At 55.4% G+C, this 17636-nt stretch carries 14 protein-coding genes; 2 read left to right on the forward strand and 12 right to left on the reverse strand.

The features are described 5' to 3' along the window. Nucleotides 1–149: 149 nt before the first annotated feature. Nucleotides 150–1259, forward strand: coding sequence for an isochorismate synthase (locus CSTAT_RS07530; protein ID WP_075722988.1), 1110 nt, complete (start codon nucleotides 150–152; stop codon nucleotides 1257–1259). Between the two features lie 98 nt (nucleotides 1260–1357). Here the strand turns inward: CSTAT_RS07530 and CSTAT_RS07535 are convergent, their stop codons facing one another. The 6 genes from CSTAT_RS07535 to CSTAT_RS07560 form a co-directional block, all read right to left on the reverse strand. Beyond that, nucleotides 1358–2170: a fumarylacetoacetate hydrolase family protein gene (locus CSTAT_RS07535; RefSeq protein ID WP_066838171.1), complete on the reverse strand. Its 813-nt coding sequence runs from the start codon at nucleotides 2168–2170 to the stop codon at nucleotides 1358–1360. A 101-nt stretch (nucleotides 2171–2271) separates the two neighbouring features. Then, nucleotides 2272–2919, reverse strand: a complete 648-nt coding sequence (locus CSTAT_RS07540; protein ID WP_075722989.1) for an exonuclease domain-containing protein — start codon at nucleotides 2917–2919, stop codon at nucleotides 2272–2274. Nucleotides 2920–2934: 15 nt separating this feature from the next. Next, nucleotides 2935–4794 (reverse strand): DUF294 nucleotidyltransferase-like domain-containing protein, encoded by a 1860-nt coding sequence (locus CSTAT_RS07545; RefSeq protein WP_075722990.1) that lies wholly within the window; start codon nucleotides 4792–4794, stop codon nucleotides 2935–2937. Between the two features lie 10 nt (nucleotides 4795–4804). Further along, on the reverse strand, nucleotides 4805–6418 hold the full coding sequence (locus CSTAT_RS07550) for a cell wall-binding repeat-containing protein (protein ID WP_244892803.1): 1614 nt from the start codon (nucleotides 6416–6418) through the stop codon (nucleotides 4805–4807). A 121-nt stretch (nucleotides 6419–6539) separates the two neighbouring features. Continuing rightward, nucleotides 6540–7031: a hypothetical protein gene (locus CSTAT_RS07555; protein WP_075722991.1), complete on the reverse strand. Its 492-nt coding sequence runs from the start codon at nucleotides 7029–7031 to the stop codon at nucleotides 6540–6542. A gap of 105 nt (nucleotides 7032–7136) precedes the next feature. After that, nucleotides 7137–8153, reverse strand: a complete 1017-nt coding sequence (locus CSTAT_RS07560; protein ID WP_075722992.1) for a 3-isopropylmalate dehydrogenase — start codon at nucleotides 8151–8153, stop codon at nucleotides 7137–7139. Between the two features lie 139 nt (nucleotides 8154–8292). On the opposite strand from CSTAT_RS07560, the gene CSTAT_RS07565 reads away from it, so the two are divergent. Next, entirely contained in the window at nucleotides 8293–8757 is a 465-nt protein-coding gene (locus CSTAT_RS07565) for a hypothetical protein (protein WP_156845103.1), read from the forward strand. Between the two features lie 76 nt (nucleotides 8758–8833). Here the strand turns inward: CSTAT_RS07565 and serA are convergent, their stop codons facing one another. From serA to CSTAT_RS07595, 6 genes are all read right to left on the reverse strand, one after another. Beyond that, nucleotides 8834–10420, reverse strand: a complete 1587-nt coding sequence (serA, locus tag CSTAT_RS07570; protein ID WP_075722994.1) for a phosphoglycerate dehydrogenase — start codon at nucleotides 10418–10420, stop codon at nucleotides 8834–8836. Between the two features lie 148 nt (nucleotides 10421–10568). After that, entirely contained in the window at nucleotides 10569–11486 is a 918-nt protein-coding gene (locus CSTAT_RS07575) for a hypothetical protein (protein WP_083640761.1), read from the reverse strand. Nucleotides 11487–11595: 109 nt separating this feature from the next. Then, nucleotides 11596–13419: a GmrSD restriction endonuclease domain-containing protein gene (locus tag CSTAT_RS07580; protein ID WP_075722996.1), complete on the reverse strand. Its 1824-nt coding sequence runs from the start codon at nucleotides 13417–13419 to the stop codon at nucleotides 11596–11598. Between the two features lie 188 nt (nucleotides 13420–13607). Continuing rightward, nucleotides 13608–14624: a ketol-acid reductoisomerase gene (gene ilvC / locus CSTAT_RS07585; RefSeq protein ID WP_066838191.1), complete on the reverse strand. Its 1017-nt coding sequence runs from the start codon at nucleotides 14622–14624 to the stop codon at nucleotides 13608–13610. A 246-nt stretch (nucleotides 14625–14870) separates the two neighbouring features. Continuing rightward, the gene (gene ilvN / locus CSTAT_RS07590) at nucleotides 14871–15392 is read right to left on the reverse strand and encodes an acetolactate synthase small subunit (protein ID WP_066794568.1); all 522 of its coding nucleotides are present in this window, start codon (nucleotides 15390–15392) and stop codon (nucleotides 14871–14873) included. After that, a complete protein-coding gene (locus CSTAT_RS07595) occupies nucleotides 15392–17260 on the reverse strand; it encodes an acetolactate synthase large subunit (RefSeq protein ID WP_075722997.1) in 1869 nt (622 codons plus the stop codon). Before CSTAT_RS07595 ends, ilvN begins: the two co-directional genes overlap by 1 nt. Between the last annotated feature and the right edge of the window lie 376 nt (nucleotides 17261–17636).

A 17636-nucleotide genomic window follows, 5' to 3' on the forward strand; every position in this document is an offset into this window, starting at 1 on the left:
TAGACCAACCAGTCCGGACGACTCCACAAAGGCAATGGCTTTGATTGGTGATTTTTGATTCCCGTTAAGGGACGTCAACGTGGAGATAGCTCCAAGTTAAAGGGACTTAATTTTATTAGTTAATAACCCACGAAGTATTGTGGTTGGTTATGTGTGCCCAACGCCCTTCTACCGCGCCTGATTTCCTGTTGTCTAGAACAACAGGTTCTGTGCGTACCCAGGGCTCGGTGCAAACCTACACGGACGTCGATAAAGCCATCGACGATATTGAGGCACAGCGCGTAGAAATGGTCGTCGGCGCACTGCCTTTCGACCTGGATAAACCCTCTGCTTTGACGGTTCCGAAGACGATTGTTCGTGAACCTGCGGCACTCGAACCCCCAGCGTATTTCCGGCAGCAGAATCTGACCTCAGAAATCTCTGGTGTCGATCCAGACATGCACGAGCATCTTCGCCGCGTGGAAGCTGCCGTTGCCACTATTAACGCGTCCCGTTTGGAAAAGGTCGTTCTAGCCCGCGCTGTCGATATTGAATTCAACGGCCCGGTTGACCCGATGCTCGTGGCAGCGCGCTTGATCAATTTATCGAATCACCGCGATGGCTTTGCCGCGGATCTGACCCCTGCCGGCTATGACGGCACTATGTTGGTGGGCGCTTCCCCTGAGGTGCTGGTGAAAAAGCGGGGTAACGTGGTCTCCGCCTACCCCCTGGCTGGCTCGGCTGCACGTAGCGCCGACCCCGAAGAAGACCGCCTCGCCGGTGAGCGCCTTCTGACTTCTGATAAAGACCTGCGCGAGCACGCCTTTGTCGTCGAACACCTCACTGAGATTCTGGCGCCGATGTGCGATACCTTTTACGCACCCAATACCCCGCAGCTGGTCCACACCAATGAGATGTGGCACCTGGGCACGCCCATTTCCGGCACCTTGAAAAAGCCCACCACCGCGCTGGAACTTGCCGTGCGCTGTCACCCCACCCCAGCTATTTGCGGCACCCCGACGGCTGCCGCGAAGTCCCTTATTTTCACTGCCGAAACAGACCGCGGTTTTTACTCCGGCGCCGTGGGCTGGTGTGACGCATCCGGCGACGGCGAATACATGGTTGCCATCCGCTGCGCCGAAGTAGCCGGTGACGGCCTTACTGCGCGGGCCTGGGCCGGCGGTGGCATCGTCGAAGACTCCGACCCCGAGGCGGAGCTCGCCGAGACCACCGCGAAGCTGCAGACCATCGTCCGCGCGATGGGTATCCAGAACTTCTAAGTTTTCTAGCCCTCGCAACAAATAGAACTGCTCCCACGACAATTGGTATCTGATTTCTCAGGCCAACTGGTGGGAGCACTATTTGTTAGGGGTGGGACTTAAGCGTTCTCGATTGGGTTGGCAAGGATGCCGACCTTCGGGATTTCCACCTCGATGCGGTCACCGTCGTACATTGGTGCGGTGCCTGCTGGGGAGCCGGTGGTAATGACGTCGCCTGGCAGCAGAGTCATGGACTGGGAGATCTCAGCGAGGATGCCACCCATCTTCACAATCATCTGATTCGTGTTGGAGTCCTGCTTTTGCTCACGCTTGCCCTCGTGGGTCAGGTAAGCGTTGATCTTGTGATCATCGAGGTCCAAGGCATTCAAGTCGGTCTGGATCCATGGGCCGATTGGGCAGAAAGTATCAATGCCCTTCGCGCGTGCCCACTGACCATCCTGGAACTGCAGGTCACGGGAGGAAACATCGTTGCAGATGGTAAAACCTAGTACGTGGTCTTGCCAGTTTTCAGGGTCGATGTTCTTGGAGACCTTGGAGATAACTACAGCCAGCTCGCCCTCGAATTCAACCTTGGTGGCAAAATCCGGGATCTTGATGGGAGCCTCAGGGCCGATAACGGCCGTGGATGGCTTGATAAAGATGGTTGGTGGCAAAGATTCTGCTGATTCTTTAAAGACCTCAGCAACGTGGTCAGCATAGTTACGGCCCAGTGCCACAACCTTGGTCGGCAGGGTTGGGGCAAGCAGTCGAACCTCGTTGAGCTTCCACTCACGGCCGGTTGGCTCTGGAGTGGTGTATGGGGTGCCAGCGATTTCTTTCGCTACAAGCTTATCGCTTTGTGGGTCGTCGCTGTCGCCTTCAATGATGGCAAAGCAGATTCCGTCGGGGTGTGCAATTCGTCCTAAACGCATATGTCAATGCTACTAAACAGTATCTTTGCACACTTGCAAAGGATAAGGCTAACTAGTTTACAGGCCGGTTAAGGCTCATATTCGCCCGGTGTTGCTAATTTTTAACAACGCTGGATTTGCAGATTTTTCTGCATATCCTTCAGCTTCTGCGGCGGACGATGCGCGGCCATGGCGAGGTAGAGTTCGGCGCACGCGATGGCATCGGTTAGCGCATTATGATTGCGGTAATTCGGCAGCCCGTACCGCGCGCGCACTCGGCTCAGCCGGAGGTCTTCCCCACGTGGAAAGGTACTCATGCGTTCCATGTGGCGGCGCTCTAGCGCGAAAGTGTCTACTACTTGCAGTTGTGGTTCTTTGCCCCAGAGCTTTTTACACGCGTGTGAATAAAAGGCGGTTTCAATCGGTGCGAAGTGTGCAAGCAATGCCTTGCCGTGCAGGGCCGCGGTGAGCATTTCTATTGCTTCTTCTAGCTCACAGCCTTGTTCCAAATCGCTATCGCGTAAGTGGTGAATGATTGCGGAGTCGCCAACATCCACGCCTTTAATCAGCACATAGTGCGCATCTTTGAGCTGCACGCGGTTATTGATGACCGGCACCCAGCCAATGGAAACAATTTCATGCTGCTTGGGCTTTAAACCGGTAGTTTCCATATCGACGGCGAGAAACTCCACCTCCTCGATGGGAGTATTCGGTTCTGGTGCTTCAATCTCGAACACGCGCCGCGGAGAGAGAAAATCAAATAAGGCCATGCTGTCATCTCTCCCCTACAAAATATTCCGGACAGGATACTTGGTGGCCAAAGCATTTTGCATGCTCTTAATAATGGAGAAAGCATCACGAAGGTTCTCGCGCTCCATGCCGGAAAGTTGTTTGGGGTCGATATGATAGTTCGGTTGCTGGCCAGAGCGAATCTGCGAGGCTTGATACTTCAAGGTGATAGAACGTAGGTAGTCGAAGGCATCGAGGAGGTCTTCGCTGCCGGCACGGCTGACAGTCTTGCCCGCGGATTGGCGCAGGCGCTCGCGGGTTTCTACGATGCTGTGTCCTGCAGAGAGTGAATACAGCCGCGCCATCTGCACGATAGCGGCTGTGCCGCCTTTCTTTATGTTTAAGGTATTGGCGTACTGCCCGCTACGCTCGACCACCAGGCCCTTAAAGAAGGTCAAAGGTGGTTCTCGGCGCGCGGCTAGTGATGCCAGGTGCGCGTGCATCCGCAGGGCGTTTTTGCCGTGCGCGACGGCGGATTGATGGACTTCGTTGCCTAGTTCTTGACTGCCGGCGATAACGCGGAAGTCAAAGAATATCTGCGCGTTGAGCAAAGCATCAGGTTCTGGTGCCCCGGTCCAATTGGCAAAGGTGCGCTCCCACTCGGTCACGGTCATACGCCACTGCGGGTTCATGGCCATCATGTCACCGGGGCACAGCACCTGCCCGGCACGATCAAGTCCCAGGCACACAAACTCGGTGAGCTTTTGGAAGTAGTCGTTGTGGATGGCGTGGTCGAAATCATCGCTAAGCACAAGTGCATTGTCCTGGTCTGAAGCTAAGACCATCTCCCTGCGGCCCTGGGAGCCCACGGCAACAAAAGCAAAGTCCACCGGGGGCTTGCCATATTTCTCTATCCCTAAGGTAAAAAGCCTGCGGGCTACGCCATCGGCAGCGATAGTGATCATGCCGGCGGTTTCTTCTGGTGCTGCCCCGCTTTCAATTAGTTGAGCAACTACCTTGGTGGTACGCGTAAAGGCATCGGCAAGCTCATCGATGGAGTTCTTGCGTGAGATATCCGCTGCGAGGAAGACTGGGTCATTGTGCAACAGGCGTGCGATATCGTTCTGCGTGACAATGCCTGTTACCCGGCCATCATCCACCACCGGCAAGTGGTGAATCTTGCGCTCGGACATGAGCATCAAAGCTTCCATGGCAAGTGCCTCTGAGCCGAGCGTTAACAGGTTGGTGGTCATCACTTCTGTGACCGGTCGGGAGGTATCTACTCCTTCGGCGACGACGCGCCCGCGCATATCGCGGTCAGTGATAATGCCAAGCAGTGCTTCGTTTTCAATCACCAGCAGTGAGGAGACGCTGTGCTCATCCATGCGCTGGGCGGCTTCGCGGATGCTGAGGTCCGGCGGGCACGACAGCGCCTTGGAAATTTTGACGTCATAGATATGCGTGCGCAGCACATTGGTGTTGGCACCTGCATTGGCAATTTCTTCTGCCGCGGCACGGATACGGCGTGACTGGGAGGAGTAAAAGCGCGCGATATCGGGGTTACGCTTAGATAGCTGGATGAAAACCTCGCGTGGCATTTCATACACCAAACTATCTTCGACCGCCTCCATGCGATAGCGCGAGGAATTCGTACCCACCAAGGTGGAATAGCCAAACGTTAGTCCTGGGTCGCGGCGGTCCAGCAGCACATTATCGGGGCCTAAGATATCTATCGCGCCGGAGCGGATGATGCGCAAGAAATTATTGGACTCTTCAAAGTCCAAAACAATTTCCCCACGTCGGACGTAGCGCACCGTTAGTGTGGGCGCTAGTGCTTCGAGCTCTGCTTCCGGAAGGTGCCGGAAGGGCTCGATGGACGCGAGGAAACCTGTAACCTCTTCTAATTCGACGCTCATGCGCCTTAGGTTACTGATAAGAAACGAACCATGGGCGTGGATCGACATCATAAGTTTGCGTGGGGTCAAACATTGGGGTGTCTTCGTCGATGAAATTCTTCCACGCCATGAAGTAATCAGAGCTTAGGTCCTGACGCATTGCATTCCAGGTATCGAACTTCTGCCCGGCATCACCGTGTCCATCTGCGTGCAGGATAAACGACAGCTCTGGGTAGTCAGTGCGAATCTGGTCCCTATCGCGCAGCATCTGCAGCTGGAATTGGTGCAGAATCAGTCCCTTTTGCGGCAGGTCATTATCTTGCACGAGCTGAGCAAGCCATTCGGAGACCTCATTGACCTCTTCGGCTTCCACGTGGCCCACATTGGTCATTGGCACTTCATCAGGGCCAATCTTCCACTCTGGATCCAGTGCTAAACCGACGTTAGGTTGTTTGAGCAGGTCCTCATACATCTTGGCCTGATCAATCAGGCGTGCACGGCCTGGCTGAAGGTCCAAGAAGGCGTAGCCACCGGCCTCGGTAATCGCATCAACATAAGGGCGCAACTCATCCGGTTGGGATTCATTGCTGTAATCGCCGTCATCGCCAGGCGAATCCGATGCCACCGTCGCGATGATTTCAAAAGCCGGGATAACTGGCCACTGCGTTAAGTCCTTGTACCTATCGGCGTATTCCTGCGCGAGTGCCGCAGCTTCTGCTGGGGGTTGCTCGCCCATGACACCTAAGGCAGGACCTGAAGGATGACCGTAGAGCGCCACCATGCGTCGGCCTGGGAATACGAGTCCACCGCCACCAGGCAGTTCACCATTGGCAGCGAGTTTCACCTGGGCATCGAATTCTTCCTGGTTGCCAAAGCCTTCGCCTAATGCGACGGCGTTGCCCTCAGCTACAGCAGCCATGGAATCTGAGGTCGCACGTGGGTCAGCAGCGGCTAGAACCTGCACTGGTGCGCCTGCCGCGCGTGCTGAGGCTACCTGTGCGACATTCGTGCCTGATGCCACGAGTACCTGCGGTGCAGCGTCATTGCCGTCATTAGGGCTTTCCTGCGCTGCTAGGTCCTCTAAGGAGCTTAGGGTTGCAGTCTCCTCACTCTCCTCTGGCTTGCTAATCTTTGCATCAGATTCGGCGAGCGCCGGGTCATCGTTTAAGTCGATGCCGTACTGCACGATCTCTTCGGGCGCTAGTTCCAGGATCTGTGCTTTGGCCTTTTCGCCGGCTTCGCCGTCGCCGATAATCAGCATGGGCGCGCCTGACTCAACCGCTGCCTGCGCTGCGGCATATTGGTCAGTTTCCTCAGGACCAGCGACCACTAACTGCTTGCTAGTGGGATCATTATCGCCAGCCTCGGCTGGGAAGAAATATTGCGCGGCATTAAACCCGGACGGGTCCGCATCCGATAAGGAAGTCGGCGCATCCACGGCGAAGCTAGGCGCCTTAGAGCTATCTTCCGAGGACGCGCTATTGCTCGTGCCATCGTTGTTCTCGCCGGAGGTAAAGACGCTACAAGACGCCACCATCAAGGCAGCGGATACAGAAGCCACCGCCATGCGGCCATAGCGGCGCAGTTTGCGACCATGTGGCTGCTCAGTAGCGTTGAGGGAATGGGAAGCTAAATTAGTGTTCATCAGTTACCAATGTTAGCCGTGTGGACCATCAACATGGGCAACACGACATAGCTAGGGGTAAGGATTAACCGCGCTATACCCCCTTTGACATCCTGATGCCTGCCATGAGTTTCGACAGAAACTATTGGCCTGGCTCTTTGAGCAAGCGGGCTTTTTCTTCATCGGAGATATGGCGTGATTGCCTATCGATTAAATAGCGGCGCGTAAAAATCCACGCGGCCGGCACCCCAACCAGCGCGAAAAGCGCCAGCGCATACCAAAGCACTTCGGCAACGCCGGTTTCCATGGTGACGGACAGAGCATAAATTCCCAGCGCCAAAAGGAAGCTGACAAGTGCCATCAGGAATAATTCGCCAACGCCGACTGTGGTGTGAAAGTGCAAAGTGCGCAGGCTCTTCTTATACCCAACCAACGCATCAGTGCTGTAGACAACGCCCTTATCGTCGTGGAAGTCGTGCTCGGCGCGCTCGAGTTCATCGAAAAGCTGTGCTGCCTCGCGTAATGCCTCAGCACGCTCTAATTCCTCTGCCACCGAAAAACGCGACAACAACGTGTACAACATTGCAATCGCTGAAACCACCAGACCTAAAAGTTCAATGACTTCAAGTGACATTTTTATACCTCCGACATGCAAAAATTCCCCGTGTGAGCATCACCTTAGACGCTCTCACGGGGAGTTCGCGGACTTATCGTCCTTGAACTAGTGCTAGCTAGGAGATTAAGACAATGCCTGGGCGATGCGGTCGCCAACCTCAACGGTGTTGACCTGCTCCTCACCACGGGATGAGACATCATCAGCGACAGCCTTCTCAATGCGCTGGGCATTGTCTTCATCACCTAAGTGGCGCAGCAACATCGCAGCGGACAAGATAGCTGCGGTTGGATCCGCAATACCCTGGCCAGCGATATCTGGTGCGGAGCCGTGTACGGGCTCAAACATCGAAGGGTTAGTACCGGTGGAGTCAATATTGCCCGAAGACGCCAAGCCGATGCCGCCTGCTACTGCACCTGCCAAGTCGGTCAGAATGTCGCCGAAGAGGTTGTCAGTGACAATGACGTCATAACGTGAAGGATCAGTAACCATGTAAATGGTTGCAGCGTCGATGTGGTTGTAGTCGACTTCGACGTCTGGGAATTCCGGTGCGACCTCATCAACGGTGCGCTGCCACAAGTCACCAGCGTTGACCAACACGTTGGTCTTGTGTACCAAGGTCAGCTTCTTACGGCGGTTCTGCGCGCGGTTGAAAGCATCACGCACAACGCGCTCAACACCGTAACGGGTGTTTTGCGAAACCTCAGAGGCCACCTCATGCTCAGTGCCCTGGCGCAGGGTGCCGCCGTTGCCGGCGTACAGGCCCTCGGTGCCTTCGCGGACCACGACGAAGTCAATCTCACCAGGATTAGCCAAAGGCGATACCGCGGTTGGGTACAGCTTCGATGGGCGCAGGTTAACGTGGTGGTCGAGAGCAAAGCGCAGCTTCAGTAACAGGCCGCGCTCCAAGATTCCTGGAGGCACCTGCCCTGGCGCGCCAACAGCACCCAACAAAATAGCGTCGTGTTCACGCAAAGACTTCAGGTCTTCGTCGGTCAGCAACTCACCGTTGTTGAGGTAGCGCGCAGCGCCCAGATCGAAATCAGTAGTCTCAATATCATCACGCACAGCGCGCAGAACCTTAACTGCTTCTGCTGTGACCTCTGGGCCGATGCCGTCTCCGCCAATAACCGCGAGTTTCATTGTGTGGTACGCCTTTCTCATAGGGTGGATATTTCTACCTTAGTTCAAGAACGCGATTGTTGCTAGCACTACCCCGCCCTAAATCTTTTAACCTTTATGGGGCGCGTTCATCTTCGCGATTGTTCCCAGCGTCGTTATTTTGATTCCGCTGATGATTGGCGCGTGGAATATTAAAAGTCAACGGGCAAAGAAACCCTTCCCGCTTATCGGCATGGCCATGGCTTTTATCAGTGGCATCTTATCCGCCGGGTTGTGGCTGTCGTGGAATAGCGACTCGCCCATCCCCCACTACTTTCAGCGCGGTGCGCCGACGCAATTTCCAGCGTGGCAAGTTATCGGCTGTGGCGCGACGGTGGTTATTCTCAGCGCGCTGATTCTTATTAAGTACTCACGACACCGCAATGTCTTAAGCTGCGCCACGGTAATAACTACTGCCGGGTTTACTACCGCCTATGCGCACGCGGCATCATTTGGCGTGAGCACCCAAGAAGCCGTCGGAGTGTTCCTCTCCTATATCGGTATTAACCTTTTGCTGCTCGTCACCAATGGCATCTGCCTCGGCGTCATCAAGTGGCGCGAGCCCAGAAAGTCGAACCAAGGTTAAGCCCAGTTAGGGCACCGATACAAAGGAAAAGACGCCATGCATCGACAAGCGATGATGGCGTCTCTTTGTGCGCTATTTAAGCGTCGAAGTTGACCTGCAAGGACTGAGCCTCCAGCTGGTCCTGAATCTCAGAGATGAGCTCTTCTGGGACCTCGCGCTCAACGCGCAGGATAAGCACGGCGGCATCGTCCTGCTTGCCCTGGGTCAAAGCTGCTGCCTGGATGTTGATGCCAGCGTTGCCCAACACAGAGCCGACAACACCCAAAGCGCCTGGGCGGTCACTGTAGGAGAAGAAGATGTTGCGGCCGGTCGCGCGCATATCCACGCCGCGGCCGTCGATGCGCACAATCTTTTCCACACCATCGATGCCGGTAAGTGCACCTTCCAGAACAGAGGTGTTGCCCTCTGCGGAAATGACCTTCACGCGCACCGTGGAGTTGTGGCCCTTTGCCTCATCCTTGGTGGAGACCTTGACGGTCACGCCGCGGGATTCAGCAATGGACATAGCGTTAACGAAGGTAACAACCTCGCTGGTAACACCGGAGAACAAGCCACGCACTGCAGACAGGCCAAGGACCTCAACGTCTTCGGTGGACAGCTGACCACACGCGGTGACCTCGATGGCCACTGGTGCAGAGCGCAGCAGCTTGCCGGATGCCAGACCCAGCTTGCGCGCCAGGTCGAGCCAACCTGCCACTTCTTCGCCCACGCGGCCGCCGGAGACGTTGACTGCGTCTGGAACGAACTCGCCAGCCAGTGCCTTAAGCACGGACTCAGCAACGTCGGTACCAGCGCGGTCTTGTGCCTCAACAGTCGATGCACCCAGGTGTGGGGTCACAACGACCTGTGGCAGGCCAAATAGTGGCGAATCGGTGCAAGGCTCAGTGGCGTAGACGTCAAAGCCTGCGCCCCAGTGGTGGCCGGCCTTAATCGAATCGGCCAACGCCTGTTCATCGACAAGCCCGCCGCGAGCCGCGTTGATGATGATCTGGCCCTTCTTCGCCTTGCCCAAAAGCTCAGAGGAGAACATGCCAGCGGTCTCTGGGGTTTTAGGCAGGTGAATGGTGACAAAGTCCGAGCGGCTCATCAGCTCTTCAAGCTCAACCAGCTCCACGCCCAAGGACGCCGCACGCGCGGGATTGGCATATGGATCATAAGCGATGATTTCTGTTTCAAACGCTGCCAAGCGTTGCGCGAACAGCTGACCAATGTGGCCAAAGCCGACGATGCCGACGGTCTTGCCGAAGATTTCCACGCCCTTGAAAGAAGAACGCTTCCATTCTGCATCACGCAAGGTCGCATCTGCCTGCGGAATTTGACGTGCGGTAGACAGCAGCAAAGAAATAGCGTGCTCACACGCAGAGTGAATATTGGAGGTTGGTGCGTTGACAACCATCACGCCGCGAGCAGTAGCTGCGGGAACGTCAACGTTATCGAGGCCAACGCCTGCGCGGCCTACAATCTTGAGGTTGTTCGCAGCTTCGAGGACTTCCTCATCAACAGTGGTTGCAGAACGAACCAGGAGAGCATCAGCTTCGCCTACTGCCCCCAAAAGTTCATCGCGGTTTGGTCCATCAACCCAGCGGACCTCAACTTCCTCCCCCAAAGCTTCAACGGTGGATGGGGCAAGTTTGTCGGCAATTAAAACGACCGGCTTCGACATGTTCTTCGATCCTTATGGAAATTGGAGTGATCAGTGGCTCGTGATCAGTGGCGGTTCATCAAGTCAAGTCACCAAAAGTGACCAAGCAGCGGGAATTGGGCGGCGCGCTCATGCTTTTAAATCTCCTCGAAGATTACTTGAGGTGATTTTATGAGTTTGCGTGCGTCGAAGAATTCCAACCGTGCCTAATCCTATCGGTTAACAGGTTGGTATCCCCAAACTGGGGGCCGAGCGCGACTAGCGGACCATCTTCTAAACCAGACACCAAAGCCATTTGATGCTTGGAATCGCGCGGATCGCCGGTGGGCATAACCCACACTTCCCCGCCCCAGGCTTTGACATTAGCTACCGATGCCACCGACGATTCCGGGGTCACAATAATCACTGGTGACATGCCAGAATCCCTGCGTGACTGCGCGGGAATCGGTTCTGTCTCCCACCGCTCTTCGCGGTATAAGGGCTCCCATGCGGCCTTTAATTCCGTGAAGTCAGCTGACTCTACATCGGCTACGGCTTTGACCATCCCCTCTGGGCTATCGACGACTTGGCTGGTGAATTGAAATGCCGTCATCTCCCCCAATGCTTGGGTAGTACCCGGGTCATGCAAAATCTCTAGGTCCCCGTGCGTGGACGCAAACGGCAGGTCGCCGACCAATAAAATGCGGGTAATGCCCAATGCATCTATTTGCGCGATTAGTTCACTGCGCATGGAGTCATCGTAGGTGACCATGGGTACGCGTTGCGCCACGGCTATCGATGCCGCCCGCAACTGCGAAGAATCCGTATTCTCCGCGATGATGATCGAATTTGAACCAGAAGCCTGGAAAAACAACTCCGCTGATTGCAGTCCCCAGGGGTCTGGGAGCACCTGGACTTTATCGCGGAATTCTTCGCGCACTAACTGGCTGCGGTTTTCGGTCGCAGCCTGCTCTAAGTTGATCTGGGCTTCATCCAGATCAAAAAGCTGCGGGGTTACCACTGGCTCGCTTTGACGGAAACACGACGACAAACTCAGCGCCAAGCCCATAGCTACAAGCGCTGCGACTGCCTTCGGTACTTTTGCCACACGCAACTTTCCCCGCCTTATTTTTCCACTACTGGCAGTAAGTATCTCACCACTACTGCAGTTTGGGAAACACCCAGTTGAAGGCCGAATTGCCTAGCAGCTTGGGTGCCTAAACTGTGCTGAGATCCCGGATGATGTTTTTGCCCATGGCGTGTTCGACCATTCCGACAAAGCGCTCGCGTCGATCCCGAATAAACCCGTCAAAGTCAGCGTCGTGTAAAAGCTCCGCATTGAGTTCGTGGGAGGCTAATACGGTGTCGAATTCTGCGTCTTCCATAATCGATTTCGATTGCACACGGGATAGATACCGTGCCGGCGATTGCCCATCGATGACGACTTCGGTGCGCTTGCCCATTGGGGTGTGGTTGAGCACTGAGCTGGCCAAGGCGGGATCCACCTGGAATTTTGCGCACCAGGTATCGGGGAAGATTTGGTGAAATCCTGTACTCAGCTCGAAGAACGAGGTCTTGTCAAAGACTTTCGCGCTGCGCCAGTCCCTTGCGCCGCGGGCCATCAAAAGCGCATAGAGCGCGTGGTAGATACCGCTGGATTCATCTGCGGAATTAAGCCGGGATTCTTTAAACTCCGCTTCACGCACGGACTTCGGCTCTTCGTCACGGGTGCCTAAAATCCACGCGCAGACCTCTTCCACATCGCGTGCTGCCCGCAACTTGACGGCTTCCGAGCCATAGAGCTCACCAAAGACGCCCGACCAGAACCAGCGGTTGAGCTTATCCCAGGCCTGCTGGGAGGACAGACATCCGGTAATCGGTGCTAGGCGCGCCAGAATGACCGCGAGCGGGATAATCTGTGCGGTATACGGGACTTGTTCCTGGTTGAAGATGCAGCGCTGGCGCAAGAACTCTGCGACTTCCTGGAAAGTAATTTGCAGCTTGTCGGCTGCTGCCAAGTACTCCGATAGATTCAGGTTCAAAATATCTTCGCGCTGACCGCCTGCATGGCCGGAATCTGCCGTGGAATACAAGGAGACTGCAGAAAGGAATTGCGTGCGCGTGATGCCATTAAGCGCCGGGTATTTCCGCAAGGCTTTTTCACGCTTGGCCCAATCATCCGCCAACCGGAAATCCTCGTCCTCGGAGGCAAAGACCGCTGTGACTAAGTCAAAGACATCCATGTCCTTGCCAGACCTATTGGCGTGGGCGAAAATCGTTCCCACACCAGCACTCGCGGTTTCGCGCGACAGCCGAATCATCGGCACGTCATAGCCTGCCAGTGGGAAAAGCACGCGGTTGTGAAACTCGGCGAGCTCCGCGTAATTAAGCTGCTGTTCGCTCGCTGTACTGTCAGTAGACGTGCTCTTGCTGCTTGCTTCGTCGGCGGCTGCGTTTACGCTGCCAGCGACGTGGGCGGCCATGGATAAGATGATGCGCGTGCCTTCTTCAGACAACAGCATAGATACGGGGACGCAACCGCTGCGAATATAGGCCTCTTCCCTATCTAATGGGTAGTCCAAGCTGGGGCCAAAGTGCGAGCACACATAGCCGTCATCATCAACGGCGAAGACTGACTCATCGGGAAGCAGCCCTTCAGATACTGCCCGGCGTAAGTCGACAAAGTAGCGGCGCATCACTGTTTCGTTGCGGAAGTTGGTGGTGCGGATATTCCCGGAACCACGCAGGCAGTGATACAAGGTGGTCAGGCGCTGCTCGCCATCTAATAACAGCATGCCGGGGTTATTGTCGGTAGCCGGTGCGCCAGCTAATGGACGCGGCTTAAAGCGCATCTTTTCATCGCGTGTATCTAAGACAGTCACCGCACCCACTGGGTAGCCGCGCAGGACAGTAACTAATAGGGAGCGAATATGGTCTTCGTCCCAGGTGTAGTCTTGCTGGAAATCGGGAACTTGGATATCACCGCGGTCAATGCGTTTGAAAAGGTCCAAAAGGTCATAGCTTGGCGTAATAAAACCCATGCCTTCGAGCTTATACCGCAAATCAACTTCCCGCGCGTGTCCGATCGGACATTATTACCGTGGGGGTGCTTTTGTTTAGAGATCGCAAAAGCGGCTAGCCCGCAAAGGTATCTCAACCTTGCGGGCTAGCCGCTTATGAAGATTATTTCGAACTAGCGAAATAGCTCTGGTTAAATCGTATTTACGACCTAAGCGGTTTCAGCGCGAGCGTCAACCTTGACCCAGCTCATCAGATCGCGCAGCTTCTTACCGGTCTGCTCGATTGGGTGATCGTTGTAAGATGCACGCAGGCCTTCGAGCTCCTTGTTGCCACCTTCAACGTTAGCCAGCAGACGCTTGGTGAAGGTGCCGTCCTGGATATCGGCCAGGATGTCCTTCATGCGCTCCTTGGTGCCAGCGTCGATAACGCGTGGGCCGGAGACGTAGCCACCGAACTCAGCGGTATCAGATACCGAGTAGTTCATGTTGCTGATGCCGCCCTCGAACATGAGGTCAACAATCAGCTTCAGCTCGTGCAGAACTTCGAAGTAAGCCATTTCTGGCTCGTAGCCAGCTTCGGTCAGAACCTCGAAACCGGTCTTGACCAGTTCTTCGGTGCCACCACATAGAACTGCCTGCTCACCGAAGAGGTCAGTAACGGTCTCCGCCTCGAAGGTGGTTGGGATAACGCCCGCGCGTGCGCCGCCAATTGCGGCAGCGTAAGACAGCAGGAGGTCGTGGCCTTCTTCCTTAGGGTCCTGATCAATTGCGATCAAGCAAGGAACACCCTTGCCGTCAACGAACTGACGACGAACCAAGTGGCCTGGGCCCTTTGGCGCAACCATGCCGACCGTGATGTTGTCAGCTGGCTTGATCAGGTCGAAGTGAATGTTCAGGCCGTGGCCGAAGAGCAACGCGTTGCCCTCTTCTAGGTTTGGCTCGACGTCATTGGTAAAGATCGAAGCCTGGGAAGTATCTGGAGCCAGGATCATGATAACGTCTGCCCACTTGGTGGCGTCTGCAACAGACTTTACTTCAAAGCCAGCTTCTTCTGCCTTGGCTGCGGACTTGGATCCGTCGCGCAGACCAATGACTACCTCAACGCCGGAGTCGCGCAGGTTCTGAGAGTGCGCGTGGCCCTGGGAGCCGTAACCAATAACAGCGACCTTGCGGCCCTGGATGATCGACAGATCAGCATCGTCGTCGTAAAAAGTCTCAATTGCCATGAGAGTTAACCCTTTCGTTGGAAAGTTCGGAACTAGTGTGGGTGCACTTCATCTACCGTACCACAGTGCGGGATGATGTGTTCACATTATGAGATATTTTAGAAATTTACTATGAATTTTTGAGAGGGCTTCCCTTATGAGGACTCCCCCTACTAACCGACGCGAACCTTGTGGGCTGCGCCGGAGTGCCTTCCTCGAGGATTCCCTCTCGTCAGGTGATTCTTCTGATTGACTTTGTTGAGTGAATCAGAGCTTGCTGGGTGCCATGGCCTTCGGACCACGGCTTAGTGCCACGTGCCCGGACTGGATGAGTTCGCGGATGCCGAATGGCTCTAGAACATCGAGCAGTGCGCGCAGCTTTCCTGGCGAACCCGTAGCTTCCACAATGACGGATTCTTGAGCCACGTCTACTACGCGGGCACGGAAGATGTTGACGGCGTCGACAACCTGCGGGCGGTTGGTGTTATCAGCGGTGACTTTGACCAGCATGATGCCACGTGCGACCGAGGTCTCTTCATCTAACTCAACAACCTTGATGACGGGGATGATCTTGTTGAGCTGCTTGGTTACCTGTTCGATAACTACCTCGCTGGCATCGACCACGATGGTAAAGCGGTTAATGCCGGGAGTTTCCGTGCGTGCGGAGACAATGGATACGAGGTTGTAGCCACGGCGGGTGAACATGCCGGCGACGCGGGAGGTGATACCTTCTACGTCTTCGACCAAGACGGACAAAGTATGGCGGGTGACTTCGTGCGGAGCAGGCATTAGTCTTCGATCTCCTCTACGGTTTCGTGAATGGTCGCCGGTTCTTCAGCAGCTGATTCATTTTCATCAAACAGTGGACGCAGGCCAACGGCGTACTGGATTTCTTCATTCGAAGCGCCACCGGAAATCATTGGCCAGACCTGAGCGTCTTCGCCAACGATGAAGTCGATAACTACTGGACGGTCATTGATTTCGCGCGCGCGCTGGATAGCAGGCACGATTTCTTCTTCGGTGGTAACGCGTATGGATTCGCAACCCATGGCATCGCCAAGCTTGACGAAGTCTGGGATGTAGTTCCCCTCCTCACGCAACTTGGTATTGGAGTAGTTGCGCTCGTAGAACAGGGTCTGCCACTGGCGCACCATGCCCAAGTTGCCGTTATTAATAACAGCGACCTTGATGGGGAAACCTTCCAAAGCTGCGGTAGTCAGCTCCTGGTTGGTCATCTGGAAACAGCCATCGCCGTCGATTGCCCAGACTTCCTTCTCTGGCATACCGGCCTTGGCACCGAGTGCTGCAGGAACCGCATAGCCCATGGTGCCGGCGCCACCGGAGTTGATCCAAGTGCGTGGGTTTTCAAAGTCAATGAACTGTGCAGCCCACATCTGGTGTTGCCCAACGCCTGCGACGTAAATGGCCTCCGGGCCGATTTCACGCGAGAGGTGCTCCAAAATCAGCTGCGGGTTGAGCTTGCCGTCTTCAGTTGGCTCCCAGCCGCGTGGGAAACGGTCCTGCAGATCATTAAGGTAGCCAGTCCACTCGTTGATTTCCGGCTTCGGGTACTTGGTGGAATTCTGATACGTCTTGGTCAGTGCCAAAAGTACCTCACGCGCATCACCCACGATTGGGATGGCAACTTCGCGAATCTTGCCGATTTCCGCTGGGTCCACATCGGCGTGGATAACCTGCGCGTGGGGCGCGAAGGTATCAACGTCACCGGTGACGCGGTCATCGAAACGCGCACCGATAGCAATAAGCAAGTCTGAGCGCTGCATTGCAGCAACCGCTGGAACCGTACCGTGCATGCCCGGCATACCCATGTGCTGTGGGTGAGAATCAGGGAAGGCGCCCAAAGCCATCAAGGTGGTAACCACTGGGATGCCGGTAAATTCGGCAAACTCCAGCAGCTCACGGTGAGCATCAGCCTTGATGACACCGCCACCGACGTAGAGAACAGGGCGGGTAGCTTCCGAAATCATCTTCACTGCCGCAGAGATCTGACGGTTGTGAGGATTCGTCGTTGGCTTATACCCCGGCATGTAGAACTTCGGTGGGAAGGTGTATTCCATCGTCGCATTTTGGATATCCTTCGGGATATCCACCAGGACAGGACCAGGACGGCCAGTCGACGCCAAGTGGAACGCAGACGCAATCGCCTCTGGAATCTTATTCGGATCCGTGACGATGAAGTTGTGCTTGGTAATCGGCATCGTCACACCGCGAATATCTGCTTCCTGGAAGGCATCGGTACCCAAGAGGTTAGAGCCCACCTGGCCAGTAATGGCCACGATTGGAACAGAGTCCAAGTTGGCATCCGCAATTGGCGTAACTAAGTTGGTTGCACCAGGGCCGGACGTGGCAATACACACGCCCACCTTGCCGGTTGCCACTGCATAACCTTCAGCAGCGTGGCCAGCACCCTGCTCGTGGCGGGTCAGCACGTGGCGAAGAGTTTCGGAACGGTTTAGTGCATCATACAAAGGCAGCACGGCGCCGCCTGGGATGCCGAAGACTAGGTCGGTGCCTAAATCTTCAAGGGTGCGGACAATAGCTTGTGCACCAGTCATGCGCTCTGGGCCTTTTGGTCCTGGCTTTACGCCAGTCGAAGAGGCCACCGAAGCCGGAGAGGGCGTTGTGGAAGCTGCCACGGTGGTAATGCTCCTTAGGTCATGGACTTTTTCAAAGTAATTATTCAATTAGACACTTTTCCCGTCCTAGCACCGTGCGGGTGGCGGGCAGGCGAGCAAGCGCAGATCAAACATCGGCTGTGGGTGGGCCGAGCTATAAATAAACAATGCCCCCGACTCAACTCGGGTGGGAGTTGGCGAGGGCACTTGCTTTTAACGACTTCAAAATGGCCGCTACGGCAAGCGCCGCGCTGCTACTACTACCACCTGAAGTCGAATATTGATCATGGCCTACATCATACACACGGATTTTCCTCAGTCCAGTTAACACCCCCATTGCGCGAGAAGCCCATCTCAGTGTGCGGAATTTACCTGCATCTTTGTCCGATCCCCCATC

Source organism: Corynebacterium stationis, from assembly GCF_001941345.1.
Taxonomy (GTDB): domain Bacteria; phylum Actinomycetota; class Actinomycetes; order Mycobacteriales; family Mycobacteriaceae; genus Corynebacterium; species Corynebacterium stationis.